Source organism: Streptomyces sp. NPDC001056 (genome assembly GCF_053598955.1).
Genome location: NZ_JBSFLI010000001.1, coordinates 510947 through 526719, shown reverse-complemented (window position 1 = coordinate 526719; position 15773 = coordinate 510947). Strand labels below are relative to the sequence as shown.

Here is a 15773-nt window from a genome sequence, read left to right as displayed (position 1 = left end):
GGCCGATGGACAGGATTCACGATGAAGACGCTTTGTGTGACTACGGGTTCAGCACGCTGGAGATGCAGTGGGACCCGGTCGAAGAGCTGGCCCAGATGCTGTCCGGCGCGTCCGCCGCGAATCCCGACCCGGCCGCCCCGCCGGGCGCCAGGTCCAGCCACCGGAGAAACCGCCGGCGCATCCGCACCGACCCCGGATCACTGCGCGACAACCAGCGCGGTGCGCACGTCACGCTGCTGATCGCCACCATCTCGGTGTGCGCGCTGTGCATGCTGGGCTGGTCCTTCTCCTATTCCTACGCCCAACTCCGCGCCACCGCTTCCTCCGTACTGCCGATGCGCCTCGCGCAGTGGTGGCCCCTGACGGTGTACGGACCCTGGCTCGTGGCGGCGCTGTCCATTCTCCGGGCGACGGTCCAGAGCCGAAGTGCCAGGAGATCGTGGGGCGTTCTGCTGGGTGCCTCCACCTTGGCGGTCGCGCTGTGCGTCTGTCACGCGGCGCATTCCCCGCTTTCCCTGATCATCTTCGGAATCCCGCCGATCACCGCGCTGGTGTGTTTCTGGGAGATCGTCGGCCAGGTCTCCTCCAAGGTGAGCCGGCCTCGGCACGCCGCGCACAGCCGCCGCCACCCCAAGGCGCAGGGGCCGTACGACATCCGGTGAGTGCGCCGGCGACGGGGCCGGCCCGCCGGGGCACCGGCGGGCGCGGTCACGCCTCGTCCTGTACGGTCACGCCTCGTCCTGCACCGTCACGCCTTGTCATGCCCTGTCACAGCAGGACGACGCACCCTCGCCGCTCCAGCGCGGCCACCTGCGACGACTCCCGCGGGCAGTCGTTCCAGCGCAGGTCCAGCTTCTCCAGTGAGGGCAGGTCCACGATCCAGTCGGGCAGCCGGGTGAGCCGGTTGCTCCGCACGTCCAGCTGCCGCAGCAGGGGCAGGCCGGCGAGCACTCCCGGCAGTTCGGCCAGGGCGTTCTCCCGCAGATCGAGGTGGCGCAGCTCCTTCAGCGCCGCCACGGACGCGGGCAGGCCCTTGAGCGCGTTGCCCCGGAGCCAGAGTTCGCGCAGCCCCCGCAGGTCGCCGATGCTGTCGGACAGCGCGGTCAGCCGATTGTGCTGTGCCCGGAGTTCGACGAGAGCGGCCATCCGCCCGATGCCCTCGGGCAGCGCCGTGAGACGGTTCTCCCCGACGTTGAGGTACCTCAGCCGGGCCAGGTTCCCGACCTCCTCGGGGATCTCGCCCAGCTCGTTGTCGTGCAGGTAGAGACAACCGTCGAGTCCGGCCAGCTCCCCGATCTGCGGGGGCACCGAGGTGAGCCGGTTGTGCCCGAGGTCCAGGGTCCGCAAGCCCCGCAGCCGCCCGATGTCGCCCGGCAGCGCGGTGAGCCCGTTGTCCGCGAGGATGAGCACCTGGAGCCCGGCGCGCTCCCAGACCGACTCCGGCACACGCCCCAGCTGCCGCCGCCAGAGATCCAGCACGTACGCGGGGTCCGGCGTCACGCCTGCCCCGCCCCGGCCGCCGCCAGCAGCCCCAGCACGTCCCCGACGCGCCGGCGCACCTCCGCGTCGGCGACGACCCCGTCCTCCCCCACGTCCGCCCGCCCCACCGGCACCCGCGCACAGGCCGCCTCCACGATGGCCGCCCCGGTGTACCCGAGCACCGTCCGCAACGTGGCCTCCGCGCCCTGCCCCCGCCCCGGCGCCGCCACATTGACCCAGGCGACCGGCTTGTCGCAGATCTCGGTCCCGCCGACCGTCCAGTCGAGCAGGTTCTTGAAGGCGCCCGGCAGGGTCCCGGCGTACTCCGGTGTGCAGATCAGCAGCGCGTCCGCCGCGTCGATCGCCGCCCGCATCTCGGCCACGGCCGCCGGCAGCGGTTCCCGGTCGTCGTCGGGATTGAAGTGCGGAAGCCGCCCGAGCCCGTCGTGGACGACGGCCCGCACCCCCGCCTCCGCCGCCACGACCTGCGCCGTCCGCAGCAGCGCCTCATTGGTGGAGCCGACCCGCAGGCTCCCGGAAAGCAGCAGGATCATCCCCGAACCCCCTCGAAACGGATGAGCCCCCAGCTCGAACTACCTCTGAGCTGGGGGCGATTCCGTAGGCCCTGTGGGACTCGAACCCACAACCAATGGATTAAAAGTCCACTGCTCTGCCAATTGAGCTAAGGGCCCAGGCGATGTTGCCTGTCCGAGCATAGCCGGAGGAGGCCGGGTCTCCGATCGGGTAGGGGGGACCCGGCCGCGTCGAAGGGAGGATGGCTAGTTCTTGACGTGGGGGCGGGCGGGGTCGAGGAACCAGTGGCGGGCGGAGGCGAGCCACCAGGTGGTGGCGAAGCCGAGGACGACGAGGACGGCGACGGGGGCGTAGTTGAAGGTCTCCCAGGTGACGGGGGACACCTGCGGGAGCATGAAGAGGATCGTGATCGCCGCCACCCACAGGACCGAGACCACCCCGACCACGCCGGACCAGCGGCCCAGGTGCCACGGCCCCCGCTCGAACGCCGTGCCCCTGCGGAGCCGCAGGAAGGTCGGGACGACGTACGCGATGTAGAGGCCGATCACCGCGATGGACGTCACCGCCGCGTAGGCCGTCGTGTTGATCAGGTAGGGCAGACCGAGGACCAGCGCGGCGAGCGCGGCCAGCCAGACAGCGGCCACGGGGGTGCGGGTGCGCGGGCTGACCGTGTGCCAGAGGCGGGAGAAGGGCAGCGCGCCGTCGCGCGAGAAGGCGTAGATCATGCGGCTGTTGGCGGTGACGGAGGCCATGCCGCAGAAGAGCTGGGCGCCGATCACCACCAGGAGCAGCAGCTTGCCCGAGCTGGCGCCGAGCGCGTCCAGGAGGATCTGGGCCGGCGGCGCGCCGGTCGGGGACGCCAGCTCCCCGTCGTACGACTGGATCGCGAAGGTGAAGCCCAGCAGCAGCACGAACCCGGCGATCCAGGACGTCCAGATGGAGCGCACGATGCCCCTCGGGCCCGCCGTGGCCGCGTCGTGCGTCTCCTCGGTCATATGGGCGGAGGCGTCGTAGCCGGTGAAGGTGTACTGGGCCATGAGGAGGCCGAGCAGGACGACGTAGACGCCGCTGCCCCAGCCCGTCCGGTCGACGTAGTGCGTGAAGACGAAGGACGCCGAGCGGTGGTGGTCGGGTACGACGGCCAGCGCGCCGACGATGAGCACCACCCCGAGCACGTGCCACCACACGCTCACGCTGTTCAGGAAGGCGACGATCTCCACGCCGAAGGTGTTCAGCAGGCCGTGCAGCAGCAGGATCGCGGCGAAGAGCAGCACCGTGCCGCCTCGGGTGACCTCGAAGCCGAACTGGAGGTTGAGGTACGCGCCCAGGAAGGACGCCGCGCCGAAGTCGATGCCCGCGGTGACCGCGACCTGGCCCAGCACGTTGAACCAGCCCGTGAACCACGCCCACGCCGCCGCCGAGCGGGGCGGCGCCAGCCGGTGGGCCCAGAAGTACAGACCGGCCGAGGTCGGGTACGCCGAGCAGATCTCGGCCATCGACAGCCCCACGAGCAGCGTCATCAGGCCGACCGCGACCCAGCCCCAGGTGATCACGGCGGGACCGCCCGTGGTCATACCGAAGGAGTACAGGGTCAGACAGCCCGACAGGACCGAGATGATCGTGAAGGAGACCGCGTAGTTCGAGAAGGCCGACATGCGGCGGGCCAGGACCTGGGTGTAACCGAGTTGGGCCAGCCGTTCCTCGTCGGAGAGCGGCGCGCCTGTCACCTCATCTGTCATGCCCCCAGCAATTCCCTCGCCGGGGGCGTGACATGCATCACGTCCTGGCTAGAAGAGGCCCTTGTAGCCCTGCCATCCGCTCCCGATCAGCGCCCGCCCGCCGAAGGAACCATTGCCCGTGCCGCCATAGCGGTAAAGGCGTCCCTCGGTGTCCCGTACGACCAGGTCGTTCTTCCCGTCCCCCGTGATGTCGCCGACTCCGAGGACCGCGTTGTACGTCGATCCCCAGCCACCGAAGACCTTTACGCGGGCCTTGAGCCGCCCGCCCGAGCTTCGTGTACGGCGTGGCCGGGGTCGGCGCCCTCCCGCACGGCACCCGGTAGCCCCGCAGCGAGCCTCGGTCATCCGCTCCCGGATACCTTCCGGCGAAGCCGCCCTGGGGCCACCCGGGCTTTCGGGGGATGCGAAAGGGCCCGTACGAACGTGTCGTACGGGCCCTTCGTCACCTCACTCGGTGTCAGCCGTTGCGCTTCCAGCGCGGCTTGTCGTCGCGGCGGCCGAAGGAGCCGGTGCCGCGGTGGTCGTCACGACGGCCGAAGGGACGGTCGTGACCGCCGGCGCGGAAGCCCGGACGGTCGTCGCGGCGCTCGCGGTTGAACGGACGGTCGCTGCCCCGGTGGCCGGCGCGGTCGTCACGGCGGAAGCCACCGCGGTCGTCACGGCGCTCGAAGGGACGGCCACCGCGGTCGTCACGGCGGTCACCGCGGTCGTCCCGGCGGAAGCCGCCGCGGTCGTCACGGCGGTCGTCGCGGCGGTCACGGTCGAACGGGCGACGGTCGTCACGGCGCTCGAAGGAACGGCCGCCACGGTCGTCACGGCGGTCGTCGCGGTCGTCCCGGCGGAAGCCGCCGCGGTCGTCACGGCGGTCGTCGCGGCGGTCACGGTCGAACGGACGACGGTCGTCACGGCGCTCGAAGGAACGGCCGCCACGGTCGTCACGACGGTCGTCACGGCGGTCACGGTCGAACGGACGACGGTCGTCACGGCGCTCGAAGGAACGGCCGCCACGGTCGTCACGACGCTCGAAGGGACGGCCACCGCGGTCGTCACGGTCGCGGTCGAAGCTCCGCCGCTCCCGGCGCTCGGGCGCCGCCGAGGCCGCCGGACGCTCCTCGCGCTCGGTCTCCCGCTCGGCCGGCTCCTCGGCGACCGCCAGCTCCTCGGCAGCCGTCGCCTGTGCCTCGGCCACCGCGGTCTCCGGGTCCTCGCCGCGCTCGCGGGCGACGCGGGCCACCAGGCGGTCGGCCTCCTCGCGCAGCTCGGTCGCACGGCGCTGGGCGCGCTCCAGCTGCTTGGTCAGCTGGACGACCTCGCGTTCGGCCTGCTGCGCGGCGTTGCCCGCGGACTCGGCCTGCACCTCGGTCATGGACCGGGCGCCGGTGATCTCGGCGACCTCGGGCTCGAAGGCGGCGCCGCCCTGGATGATGTGCCGGCCCGCGTCGACACCGGCGTCCTCCATCAGGCGGAAGATCTGGCGCCGCTGGTGCGGCAGGGACAGCGAGACGACGGTGCCGGTACGGCCCGCACGCGCGGTACGGCCCGCACGGTGCAGGTAGTCCTTGTGGTCGCCGGCCGGGTCCACGTTGAGCACCAGGTCGATGCCGTCGACGTGGATACCGCGGGCGGCGACGTCGGTGGCGACGAGGACGTTGACGTACCCGTCCTTGAAGTCGGCCAGGGTGCGGGTACGCGCGCCCTGGGTCATGCCGCCGTGCAGCGCGTCGGCCTTCACGCCCGCGTCGCGCAGCTGCTCGGCGACGCGGTCGGCGCCCAGCTGGGTGCGGACGAAGATGATCGTGCGGCCCTTGCGGGAGGCGATCGCGGCGGTGACCGGCGCCTTGTCCTTGGGCTTCACGATGAGGATGTGGTGGGACATGGTCGTCACCGCGCCCTGGGCCGCGTCCACCTCGTGGGAGACGGGGTCCTTCAGGTAGCGGTCGACGAGGGTCTGGATCTCGTTCTCCATCGTGGCGGAGAAGAGCATGCGCTGACCGCCCGCCGGGACCTGGTCGAGCAGCTCGGTGACCTCGGGCAGGAAGCCCAGGTCGGACATCTGGTCGGCCTCGTCCAGGACGGCGATCTGGACGTCCTGGAGCGAGCAGGCGCCGCGGTTGATGATGTCGCGCAGCCGGCCCGGGGTGGCGACCAGGATGTCGACGCCGCGCTCCAGGGCGTAGATCTGGTTGCCCATGGAGGTACCGCCGCAGACGACCTTCATCTTCAGGCCGACGACGTCGCCGTACGGCTGGAGGGCGTCCGCGACCTGCATGGCCAGCTCGCGGGTCGGGGTGAGGATGACCGCGCGGGGGCGCTTCTTCTCGGTGCGGCCGCCGGCCAGCTGGGCCAGCGTCGGCAGGCCGAAGGAGAGGGTCTTGCCGGAGCCGGTGCGGCCACGGCCGAGGATGTCCTTGCCGGCCAGGGCGTCCGGGATGGTCGCGGCCTGGATCGGGAAGGGGGTCGTCACGCCGTTCTGCGCGAGCTTGCGCACGACGCCCTCGGGCAGGCCGAGGTCGGTGAAGGTGGTCTGGGGGGCCTCGGGGGCCTGGGTCTCAGTGGCCTCGGTCGTCTCGTCCACGAGTTCGTTCTCGTTCTCGTTTTCGGGCACGACGATCTGGTCAAAACTGGACACGGACATGCGAATGCGAAACCTTCCGGAGTCTCGTCGGCACGCGCCCGTCAACTCCGTGATTCGCACACGACCGCCTCAATGCGGTCCGCCACGGCAAGGGAGAGTACGCGCCACACGGCGCGCTCTGCGGTGGCGCCGGGCAAATGGGATCAAACGATCTGCCACCATACGCACCCTCCACCCCCGAAGGCAAACCGAGGGCCGATCCGGAGGGCCCGAATCCCTGTGCGTCCCGTCACATCGGGACGCCCGCCGCGGGCGCCGGCTCCCGTTGGACCAGTTGGGGACCGGGGTCCTCGTGCGCCGAGGAGGAGGGTTCGGCCGACGGGGGCTCGGTGCCGGGCGGGGGCGGGGTGGTCGCCGGGGGCGGGGGCGGGGCGGAGGTGGGACCCGGGGTCGGCCGGCCCTGGGGCGGCGCCGGCGGGGCCCCGGGGCTCCTGCGGGGTTCGGCGGGGGCCGCGGAGGCGCTGTCCGTGCCGGACGCGCCCGCCGACGACGCCGGGGCCGACTCCCCCGGCTCCCGCTCGCCGCCGTGCCCGTGCTCGCCGCCGCCCTCGGGCGCGATCCGGCCGGGCCCGGCCACACCGTCCGCCGCGGGGCCCGCGCCCGCCGCCGCGCCGTCGGCGCCGTGCCGCCCCGCCGAGCGCGAGGGCGCGGTCCGGCTCCCGGGGTCGGCCACGTTCACACAGCCGGCGGCGGCGGTGACGGCCAGTGCCGCGGCGACCAGTCGGACGGGTACGGGCAAGGGGCGCACGGCGGCCACCTCCGGGGGCAAGGAAAGGAGTCAACCTTCCCAACTCCCGTCGCCCGCAGGAGGACACGCGGCCCGTGCGCATCACGTCACCGCGCACACGGCTTCGGCCGTGACGACCCGTCACCCGTAACCGAGCGCGTGCAGCCGGGCGTCGTCGATGCCGAAGTGGTGGGCGATCTCGTGCACCACGGTCACCTCGGTCTCCGCCACGACGTCCTCGCGCGTGTCGCACATCCGCAGCGTCGGCCCCCGGTAGATCGTGATCCGGTCCGGCAGCACCCCGGCGTACCACTCGCCCCGCTCGGTCAGGGGGGTGCCCTCGTACAGGCCGAGCAGGCCGGGGTCGCCGGCGGGCGGTTCGTCCTCCACGAACACCGCCACGTTGTCCATGAGCCGCGTCAGCTCCGGCGGGATCCGGTCGAGCGCCTCGGCGACCAGTTCCTCGAACTCCTCGCGCGTCATCTCCAGCACCTGGCCATTGTCGGGCACGTGAGGGCCGTACGAGAGACGGCGAACCCCCGCATATCCGCGCCCGCGCATGGGCATACGGGACCAATGGTCCGCGTCCCCGTCGCCGTCCTCACCCGTGTGCCGAACCGCGTCGCAGCCCTCCTCCGCCGCCCCCGCCCCCGCCCGCTCCCCGACCTGGAGCTCGCCGCCCGCCCGCGGCCCCGGCCTGGCGCCGTCGGCCTCACCGCGGTCGTGCTGGTCGGCGCCTGGCTGGGACTGCTGGTCGTCGGCAACGTGCGGGCGCCGGTCGGCCCGGTGAACACCACGATGGCGCTGCGCCCCTCCCTGTCGGGCGGCACGAGGATCAACGTGCCCCCGCTGGGCGCGCTGAGCCTGGACAGCCATGTGGCGCCGGTCCGCCTGGACGTCGACGTCGACCAGCTGGACCCGCCGCGCGCCCAGGAACTGGTCGACCACCCGGACCGGATCTCCGGCCTCCAGGACGAGGTGGTCCACGACGTGGAGCACGGCGCGTTCGACCTCGCCGTGCGCTCCTGCGTCGCGGTGGTCGCCGGCGCGGGCCTCCTCGGGCTCGCCGTCTACCGGCGCCCGCGCCGCGCGCTCGCGGCCGGCGGGCTGGCCCTCGCGCTGCTGGCCGCCTCGGGCGCGTCGGCGTACGCCACCTGGAACCCGAAGTCGGTGCTGGAGCCGAGGTTCTCCGGGCTGCTGTCCTCCGCGCCCTCGGTGATCGGCAACGCGCGCAGCATCGTCACCGAATTCGACGTCTACCAGCAGGAGCTGGCGCGCCTGGTGACGAACGTGACCAAGCTGTACGACGTCGCGTCCACGCTCCCCGCCTATCAGCCGGACCCCTCCACCATCCGGGTCCTGCACGTGTCGGACATCCATCTGAACCCGGCGAGCTGGAAGATCATCGCCTCACTGGTGAAGCAGTACGGGGTGAACGTGATCGTGGACTCCGGCGACACGATGGACCACGGAACGGCGGCGGAGAACGGCTTCCTGGACCCGGTCGCGGACCTGGGCGCGCCGTACGTCTGGGTGCGGGGCAACCACGACTCCAAGGTCACCCAGCGGTACCTGGAGCACATGAAGAACGTCCATGTGCTGGACGACGGGCACGCCCGGACGGTGGGCGGCCTGCGCTTCGCGGGCATGGGCGATCCCCAGTTCACCCCCGACCGCGCGGTGGTGCCGGGCGGCGACGCGGCCGAGCGGCTGGCGGGCGCCCGGCTGGACAGCGCGCTGCGCTCCCAGCGGGCGGCGGGCACGCCGGTGGACGTGGCGATCGCGCACGAGCCGGTGGCGGCGCGGGAGACGGACGGGGAGGTGCCGCTGGTGCTGTGCGGGCACCTGCACCACGAGGGGGACGAGAAGCTGCCGTACGGCACGCGGCTGCGAATGGAGGGCTCGACCGGGGGCAGCGGGCTGCGCGCGGTGGAGGGGAGGTACCCGGCGCCGATCGAGGTCTCGGTGCTCTATTTCGACCGCGACAGCCATCGGCTCCAGGCCTGGGACGCGATCCGGCTGGGCGGCCTGGGACTGGCGACGGCCGAGGTCAGCCGCCATCTGGCGGACGACAACCGGCCCGGCGCCTCGCCCGCGCCGACCGCCCCCTCGCCCTCCGGCGGGGCGAGGGCCCCGCGCCGTCCGTAAACCGTTTTGGCGATCCCCCTCGCCATCCCATATGCTTCTCACGTCCCCGACGCGCTGAGAAGCGCCCAGGCGGGCCGATAGCCCTCATCGTCTAGCGGCCTAGGACGCCGCCCTTTCAAGGCGGTAGCACGGGTTCGAATCCCGTTGGGGGCACGCAGAACCGTGTGCGACACTGTTGCACACAAACAGCTTGGTCCTGTGGAGCAGTTTGGAGTGCTCGCCACCCTGTCAAGGTGGAGGCCGCGGGTTCAAATCCCGTCAGGACCGCTGAGGTTTCACGTGAAACCTCGTGGCTGGGTAGCTCAGTTGGTACGAGCGATCGCCTGAAAAGCGATAGGTCGCCGGTTCGACCCCGGCCCCAGCCACAACCAGAAGGCCCCGTTCGTCGAACGGGGCCTTCGTCGTTCGTGGCAGCGTCGCAGGGCGGCTACAGGGGGAACGATGACCGGTACCGAGGTCGAGCTGGAGAAGGACAAGGCGAAGTACGGCCTGCTGGCGGTGATGGTCAGCAATGTCGCGATCGTCGCCGTCGCGGTCGTGGGGGTGTGGCGGCTCCAGGGGAACACCTCGGTGATCGTCGGCATCCTCACCGCGGCGTTCACCGCGGTCAGCAGCATGACCACGGCGTACCTGGGCATCAAGGCCGTCTCCAACACGGCGCGGTCCATGACGCTGGGGACCGGTGCGGCGCATCGGCAGACCCCCGCGGCCCCCGGCGGCGCCGACGCGGTTCCCGCGCCCGCCGCGCCGGCCTCCTAGACCGCGTCGTTCCGGACCGGCGTCAAATCGGTCGACCGTCTTTCGGCCGAGATGAGATCCTGGATCGCGTATGTCTACGCATCCAGCCCCCGCCCTCGGCTCCCTCGCCGCCCGTCTGACCGAGTTGTCGCTGCGCGACGCGCACCGGCTCGGGCGGCGGATCGAGGGCGCGCGCAAGATTCGTAAGCCCGAGGCCCGTGACGCCGTTCTCGCCGAGATCGAGGGCGAGATCGACAAGGCAGCGGGCCGGATGGCCGACCGGCACCTGCGCGTGCCGCCCGTCAGCTATCCCGAGCAGCTGCCCGTCAGCCAGAAGAAGGACGAGATCGCGGCGGCCATCCGCGATCACCAGGTCGTCATCGTCGCCGGTGAGACCGGTTCCGGAAAGACGACGCAGATCCCCAAGATCTGTCTGGAACTGGGTCGTGGCGTCCGCGGCATGATCGGACACACCCAGCCCCGCCGGATCGCCGCCCGTACCGTCGCCGAGCGCGTCGCCGAGGAGCTGCGCACGCCGCTCGGCGAGGCCGTCGGCTGGAAGGTGCGCTTCACCGACCAGGTGAACCCGGACGCCACCTTCATCAAGCTGATGACGGACGGCATCCTGCTCGCCGAGATCCAGACCGACCGAGAGCTGCGCGCCTACGACACGATCATCATCGACGAGGCGCACGAACGGTCCCTCAACATCGACTTCCTGCTGGGCTACCTCGCCCAGCTGCTGCCCAGGCGGCCGGACCTCAAGGTCGTCATCACCTCGGCGACCATCGACCCCGAGCGCTTCTCCCGGCACTTCGGCGACGCCCCGATCGTCGAGGTCAGCGGCCGTACGTACCCGGTGGAGGTGCGCTACCGGCCGCTTCTCGAAGCGGAGTCCGAGGACGCCGACCGCGACCAGATCACCGCGATCTGCGACGCGGTCGAGGAACTCCAGGCCGAGGGCAAGGGCGACATCCTCGTCTTCCTCTCCGGCGAGCGGGAGATCCGCGACACGGCGGACGCGCTGGAGAAGAAGAAGTACAGGTTCACCGAGATCCTGCCGCTGTACGCGCGGCTGTCGCACGCCGAGCAGCACCGGGTCTTCCAGCAGCACACCGGCCGCCGGATCGTGCTGGCCACGAACGTCGCCGAGACCTCCCTCACCGTCCCGGGCATCAAGTACGTCATCGACCCCGGCTTCGCCCGGATCAGCCGCTACAGCCATCGCACCAAGGTCCAGCGGCTGCCCATCGAGCCGGTCTCGCAGGCCAGCGCCAACCAGCGCAAGGGCCGCTGCGGCCGTACCTCCGACGGCGTCTGCATCCGGCTGTACAGCGAGGACGACTTCCTCGCCCGGCCGGAGTTCACGGACGCGGAGATCCTGCGCACCAACCTGGCCTCCGTCATCCTGCAGATGACCGCGGCCGGCCTCGGCGACATCGAGAAGTTCCCCTTCATCGACCCGCCGGACCACCGCAACATCCGCGACGGCGTGCAGCTGCTCCAGGAACTGGGCGCGCTGAACCCCGCCGAGAAGGACCCGCGCAAGCGCCTCACCGACACCGGCCGCAAGCTGGCCCAGCTGCCCGTCGACCCGCGCCTGGCCCGCATGGTGCTGGAGGCCGACAGGAACGGCTGCGTCCGCGAGGTCATGGTCATCGCGGCCGCCCTGTCCATCCAGGACCCGCGCGAACGCCCCGCGGACAAGCAGGCGCAGGCGGACCAGCAGCACGCCCGCTTCAAGGACGAGACCAGCGACTTCCTCGCCTACCTCAACCTGTGGCGGTACATCCGCGAGCAGCAGAAGGAGCGCGGCTCCAGCTCGTTCCGGCGGATGTGCAAGCAGGAGTACCTCAACTTCCTGCGCATCCGCGAATGGCAGGACATCTACACCCAGCTGCGGACCGTGGCCAAGCAGATGGGCATCCACCTCGACGAGAACGACGCGCCCGCCGACCGCGTGCACGTCTCCCTGCTGGCCGGCCTCCTCTCCCACGTCGGGATGAAGGACGTACGGGAGGGCAACAAGAACGAGTACCTGGGCGCCCGCAACGCCAAGTTCGCGATCTTCCCGGGCTCGGCGCTGTTCCGGAAGCAGCCCAGGTTCGTGATGTCGGCCGAGCTGGTGGAGACCAGCCGGCTGTGGGCGCGGGTCAACGCCAGGATCGAGCCCGAGTGGGTCGAGCCGATCGCCGGACACCTGCTGAAGCGCACGTACAGCGAACCGCACTGGGAGAAGGACCAGGCGGCCGTCATGGCGTACGAGAAGGTCACGCTGTACGGCGTGCCGATCGTCGCCCAGCGCAAGGTGAACTACGGCCGGATCGACCCCCAGGTCTCCCGCGAGCTGTTCATCCGCAACGCGCTGGTGGAGGGCGACTGGCGCACCCACCACAAGTTCTACGCCGACAACCGCAGACTCCTCAGCGAGGTCGAGGAGCTGGAGCACCGGGCGCGGCGCCGGGACATCGTGGTGGACGACGAGACGCTGTTCGACTTCTACGACCAGCGCGTACCCGAACACGTCGTCTCCGGGGCGCACTTCGACTCCTGGTGGAAGCGGAAGCGGCACGAGCAGCCGGACTTCCTGGACTTCGAGCGGGAGATGCTGATCCGGGAGTCCGCGGAGGCGGTCACCAAGGCCGACTATCCGGACAGCTGGCGGCAGGGCGCGCTGAAGTTCCGGGTCACCTACCAGTTCGAGCCGGGCGCGGACGCGGACGGTGTGACCGTGCACATCCCGCTCCAGGTCCTCAACCAGGTCACCGACGAGGGCTTCGACTGGCAGATCCCGGGCCTGCGGGAAGAGGTGGTCACGGAGCTGATCCGGTCGCTGCCCAAGCCGATCCGGCGCAACTACGTGCCCGCGCCGAACTACGCGAAGGCCTTCCTGGAGCGGGCGGTGCCCCTCCAGGAGCCGCTGACCGTGACGATGGCCCGTGAGCTCAAGCGCATGGTCGGGGTGCCGTTCGAGGCGGAGGACTTCGACTGGTCCAAGGTCCCCGACCATCTCAGGATCACCTTCCGGATCGTCGACGAACGGCGCCGGAAGCTGGCCGAGGACAAGGACCTGGAGGCGCTCAAGCTCAGCCTGAAGCCGAAGGCGCGCAAGGCCCTGTCCCAGGCCGCGGCGGCGACCGCGTCCCGCGAGGGCGGCCCGGCGCTGGAGCGCTCGGGGCTGACCGACTGGACGATCGGCACGCTGAGCCGGGTCTTCGAGACGCGCCGGGCCGGGCAGCCGGTGAAGGCGTACCCGGCGCTGGTGGACGACGGCGACACGGTCTCCGTACGGCTCTTCGACACGGAGGCCGAGCAGGCGGAGGCCATGTGGCGGGGCACCCGGCGGCTGATCCTGCGCAACATCCCGGTGAACCCGGCCAAGTTCGCCTCCGAGAAGCTCTCCAACCAGCAGAAGCTGGGGCTGTCCGCGAACCCGCACGGCTCCATCCAGGCGCTCTTCGACGACTGCGCGATGGCCGCCGCGGACAAGCTGATCGCGGACTTCGGGGGGCCGGCGTGGGACGAGGAGTCGTACCGGAAGCTGTACGACAAGGTGCGGGCCGAGATCGTGGACACCACGGTGCGCGCGGTCGGGCAGGTGCAGCAGGTGCTCGCCGCGTGGCAGGCCTGTGAGCGGCGCCTGAAGAGCGTGCGGAGCCCCGCGCTGCTCGCGAACCTCACGGACGTCCGCAAGCAGCTGGACGCGCTGGTGAAGCCGGGGTTCGTCACCTGGGCGGGGATACGGCGGCTGCCCGATCTGATGCGGTACCTGGTGGCGGCGGACCGGCGGCTTCAGCAGATGCCGGCGAACGTGCAGCGGGACACCACGCGCATGGAGAAGGTCCACGAGATGCGGGACGAGTACGCCTGGCTGCTGGAGCAGCTCCCGCAGGGGCGGCCGGTTCCGCAGCAGGTCCTGGACATCCGCTGGATGCTGGAGGAGCTGCGGGTCAGCTATTTCGCCCACGCGCTGGGCACGGCGTACCCCGTCTCCGACAAGCGGATCGTGAAGGCGATCGACGCGGCGGCACCGTAACCGATCGCTCACAGGGGGTGAGTTCGACCAGGCGGCCTCACCTCCTGTACAGTCTCATCTCGCAGCGCAAAGCAACAAGCCAAGCGCCGCGAAACCTGGTCCTGTGGAGCAGTTTGGAGTGCTCGCCACCCTGTCAAGGTGGAGGCCGCGGGTTCAAATCCCGTCAGGACCGCAGTGAAGTAGAGGCCCGCATCCCCCAGGGATGCGGGCCTCACTCATACCCCGCCACGCTCGCCATCACTCCGCCGAGACGGAGGCCGCGCCCGCGGCGAAGCCGTGATCCGACAGGACTGGTCTCGTCAGGACCGCGGCGAGACAGAAGCCCGCGTCCGCCGACGACCGCCGGCCTCGCCCATGCCCCCGGCCCGCGCCCGGCCGAACCCGTCGACCCCCGCCCGGCCTCCCGGCCCCACCGCGCCGGAACGCCCGGTCGAGGCGCAGCCGCAACGGCGCCCCAGGCCAACGGATTCCAGCAAACCCCACCAGAACCCCACCCGCCTCCTCCTGGACGCTCTCGGACGCCTCCATGCCGTCGCGCGGCCTTGACGGCGTTCGGTTCCCTCGGTACCCAAAGGGGCAGGGACCGGTTCAGGGTGGAGGTCCGGGGAGGCGGCCATGGCGACATCGGTCAGACATGAGACGCGGGCGCTGCTGAGAGCACATCTCGCGGCCGCCTCGTCGTACCGGCACCTCACCCGTCACTGTCCCGTCTGCCACCGCCTGCTGCGACTGGCGATGGACGCGGGCCCCAGGGAACGCGCCGAGGACCAAGGGCCCCGCACGTCGTGACCAACGGAAGCCTCAACTCCCGTTGACCCAGGGGACACTGGAACCAGCGCTTCCTCTAGCGCACGGATGCCCGAGGCAACAAGTAGCCCGGCATGTGACGGGTGTCACCGCACGAGTTTTCCGAACCCCGGCATTTACTCCCGTCCTACAACAGGTCAATTTAATATGTGCAATTGCACTCTGCTCCGGAGTTGCACCCCAGGCACTCCCGGCACCCCCGCCGAGCCCGCACCCCGCCCCCGACCAGCGCACAAAACAGATCGCGCTGGACCCGGCGGAGTCCAGCGCGATCGACGACGCACCCTGTGTCGCTTGCCTACAACGTTCTTTTCGGCTTGGGCGTGGGGCCTGTTGGGGCAGGTCCCGCGTCGCTTGAAGCTAGGGTTTCGGGCGGCTCGGCAAGTTGGGGGGCCTGCCGTTTCGCCCTGTTTTCAGTTGTTCCGCCTGCTCGGTCAGGCCTCGCTGCGCTGCTGCGGGATACCCGCGAGCAGGGCGCGGACCTCGGCCTCGCGGTAACGGCGGTGCCCGCCGAGCGTGCGGATCGACGTGAGCTTGCCGGCCTTCGCCCACCGCGTGACCGTCTTGGGGTCGACACGGAACATGGTGGCGACCTCAGCCGGGGTCAGCAGCGGCTCGGCATCAGGGGTGCGAGCGGTCATGAGCGGCCTCCTCGGGAGAACCGAACCTTCTCGGTTCTTTCCTCTAAATTCTGCACCTTGACCCGCGTTGCCCGAAATGGCGGACGCGAGTCGAGTCGGTTATAGGACGAACGGCTTGTCCTCGGCACTACAACTACACCATCTGTCCAGCCCGGTCGGCCAAACCGATGGAATTGCCCTCCCAGGTGTTCATCAGCGACGGAAGCCGATGGACCATGCCATAGCGGACAGTCACGCCACTGTGACGATCAGTCACAGGACGATCAGGAGGCACCGGACCCCCCAAAGC

12 protein-coding genes, 5 tRNA genes and 1 pseudogene are annotated in these 15773 nt (G+C 70.8%); 9 read left to right on the top strand and 9 right to left on the bottom strand.

Going from position 1 to position 15773, the window contains the following annotated elements:
• Positions 1–5: 5 nt before the first annotated feature.
• A complete protein-coding gene (locus ACWDD7_RS02485; protein WP_450455799.1) occupies positions 6–662 on the top strand; it encodes a DUF2637 domain-containing protein in 657 nt (218 codons plus the stop codon).
• Positions 663–768: 106 nt separating this feature from the next.
• On the opposite strand, the gene ACWDD7_RS02480 is transcribed toward ACWDD7_RS02485, so the two are convergent.
• From ACWDD7_RS02480 to ACWDD7_RS02445, 8 genes and pseudogenes are all read right to left on the bottom strand, one after another.
• Positions 769–1500: a leucine-rich repeat domain-containing protein gene (locus ACWDD7_RS02480; RefSeq protein ID WP_450455797.1), complete on the bottom strand. Its 732-nt coding sequence runs from the start codon at positions 1498–1500 to the stop codon at positions 769–771.
• Entirely contained in the window at positions 1497–2033 is a 537-nt protein-coding gene (locus tag ACWDD7_RS02475; protein WP_450455796.1) for an NADPH-dependent FMN reductase, read from the bottom strand. The genes ACWDD7_RS02480 and ACWDD7_RS02475 overlap by 4 nt, the downstream gene beginning before the upstream one ends.
• Before the next feature lie 65 nt (positions 2034–2098).
• A tRNA-Lys gene (locus ACWDD7_RS02470) sits at positions 2099–2171 on the bottom strand.
• Positions 2172–2258: 87 nt separating this feature from the next.
• On the bottom strand, positions 2259–3752 hold the full coding sequence (locus ACWDD7_RS02465) for an amino acid permease (protein ID WP_450455794.1): 1494 nt from the start codon (positions 3750–3752) through the stop codon (positions 2259–2261).
• A gap of 48 nt (positions 3753–3800) precedes the next feature.
• Positions 3801–4016 (bottom strand): annotated as a pseudogene (locus tag ACWDD7_RS02460) (hypothetical protein); the annotation flags it as partial.
• 193 nt (positions 4017–4209) lie between these two features.
• A complete protein-coding gene (locus ACWDD7_RS02455; RefSeq protein ID WP_450455793.1) occupies positions 4210–6387 on the bottom strand; it encodes a DEAD/DEAH box helicase in 2178 nt (725 codons plus the stop codon).
• Positions 6388–6616: 229 nt separating this feature from the next.
• Positions 6617–7135, bottom strand: a complete 519-nt coding sequence (locus tag ACWDD7_RS02450; RefSeq protein WP_450455791.1) for a hypothetical protein — start codon at positions 7133–7135, stop codon at positions 6617–6619.
• 120 nt (positions 7136–7255) lie between these two features.
• The gene (locus ACWDD7_RS02445; RefSeq protein WP_351877459.1) at positions 7256–7606 is read right to left on the bottom strand and encodes a metallopeptidase family protein; all 351 of its coding nucleotides are present in this window, start codon (positions 7604–7606) and stop codon (positions 7256–7258) included.
• Positions 7607–7690: 84 nt separating this feature from the next.
• Between ACWDD7_RS02445 and ACWDD7_RS02440 the strand changes: the two genes are divergently transcribed.
• From ACWDD7_RS02440 to ACWDD7_RS02405, 8 genes are all read left to right on the top strand, one after another.
• On the top strand, positions 7691–9262 hold the full coding sequence (locus tag ACWDD7_RS02440) for a metallophosphoesterase family protein (RefSeq protein ID WP_450455789.1): 1572 nt from the start codon (positions 7691–7693) through the stop codon (positions 9260–9262).
• A gap of 80 nt (positions 9263–9342) precedes the next feature.
• Positions 9343–9415, top strand: a tRNA-Glu gene (locus ACWDD7_RS02435).
• Between the two features lie 39 nt (positions 9416–9454).
• Positions 9455–9529 (top strand) — tRNA-Asp (locus tag ACWDD7_RS02430).
• Between the two features lie 24 nt (positions 9530–9553).
• Positions 9554–9627 (top strand) — tRNA-Phe (locus tag ACWDD7_RS02425).
• A 76-nt stretch (positions 9628–9703) separates the two neighbouring features.
• Positions 9704–10021, top strand: coding sequence for a hypothetical protein (locus ACWDD7_RS02420; RefSeq protein ID WP_450455788.1), 318 nt, complete (start codon positions 9704–9706; stop codon positions 10019–10021).
• 70 nt (positions 10022–10091) lie between these two features.
• Positions 10092–14036, top strand: a complete 3945-nt coding sequence (hrpA, locus tag ACWDD7_RS02415) for an ATP-dependent RNA helicase HrpA (protein WP_450455786.1) — start codon at positions 10092–10094, stop codon at positions 14034–14036.
• Positions 14037–14133: 97 nt separating this feature from the next.
• A tRNA-Asp gene (locus tag ACWDD7_RS02410) sits at positions 14134–14208 on the top strand.
• 443 nt (positions 14209–14651) lie between these two features.
• Positions 14652–14825, top strand: coding sequence for a DUF6274 family protein (locus ACWDD7_RS02405; protein WP_392212092.1), 174 nt, complete (start codon positions 14652–14654; stop codon positions 14823–14825).
• Positions 14826–15277: 452 nt separating this feature from the next.
• On the opposite strand, the gene bldC is transcribed toward ACWDD7_RS02405, so the two are convergent.
• On the bottom strand, positions 15278–15484 hold the full coding sequence (bldC, locus tag ACWDD7_RS02400; protein WP_003949541.1) for a developmental transcriptional regulator BldC: 207 nt from the start codon (positions 15482–15484) through the stop codon (positions 15278–15280).
• Between the last annotated feature and the right edge of the window lie 289 nt (positions 15485–15773).

Coding starts and splice junctions, on each gene's coding strand:
- bldC (WP_003949541.1), bottom strand. CDS start 15,484: ATGACCGCTCGCACCCCTGATGCCGAGCCGCTGCTGACCCCGGCTGAG.
- ACWDD7_RS02455 (WP_450455793.1), bottom strand. CDS start 6,387: ATGTCCGTGTCCAGTTTTGACCAGATCGTCGTGCCCGAAAACGAGAAC.
- ACWDD7_RS02440 (WP_450455789.1), top strand. CDS start 7,691: ATGGTCCGCGTCCCCGTCGCCGTCCTCACCCGTGTGCCGAACCGCGTC.
- ACWDD7_RS02405 (WP_392212092.1), top strand. CDS start 14,652: ATGGCGACATCGGTCAGACATGAGACGCGGGCGCTGCTGAGAGCACAT.
- ACWDD7_RS02465 (WP_450455794.1), bottom strand. CDS start 3,752: ATGACAGATGAGGTGACAGGCGCGCCGCTCTCCGACGAGGAACGGCTG.
- ACWDD7_RS02420 (WP_450455788.1), top strand. CDS start 9,704: ATGACCGGTACCGAGGTCGAGCTGGAGAAGGACAAGGCGAAGTACGGC.
- ACWDD7_RS02485 (WP_450455799.1), top strand. CDS start 6: ATGGACAGGATTCACGATGAAGACGCTTTGTGTGACTACGGGTTCAGC.
- hrpA (WP_450455786.1), top strand. CDS start 10,092: ATGTCTACGCATCCAGCCCCCGCCCTCGGCTCCCTCGCCGCCCGTCTG.
- ACWDD7_RS02475 (WP_450455796.1), bottom strand. CDS start 2,033: ATGATCCTGCTGCTTTCCGGGAGCCTGCGGGTCGGCTCCACCAATGAG.